This window comes from Pseudoalteromonas sp. SG43-1 (assembly GCF_014164415.1).
GTDB lineage: Bacteria > Pseudomonadota > Gammaproteobacteria > Enterobacterales > Alteromonadaceae > Pseudoalteromonas > Pseudoalteromonas distincta.
On the sequence record NZ_JACJFD010000101.1, the window covers coordinates 1 to 247 of the forward strand.

Below are 247 nucleotides of genomic sequence, written 5' to 3' on the forward strand. Positions count from 1 at the left end.
ACGTCGCGATTAATGCAGCCGGTGAGTGGGCAATAAATGCCACTAATATTTCAGGCCTTGCTGATGGTGAAATTACAGCAAGTGTTAGCGCACTAGATGTTGAAGGTAATTTAGCCACAAACGAAACCAGCTTTACCAAAGACACTACAGTTGCAATAACAGTTGATATCAACGATACAAACGATGACGTAATTAACGGCAATGATGAAAACGTAAACGTTGAAATTACAGGTACCACAACGGGTGT

Annotated in this window: 1 protein-coding gene; it reads left to right on the plus strand. The window is 41.3% G+C overall.

What is annotated here, in order from left to right; genetic code table 11:
- Window positions 1-247, plus strand: a 247-nt coding sequence (locus H5159_RS20895) for a hypothetical protein (RefSeq protein ID WP_182780978.1), incomplete at both ends; no start/stop codon positions are given.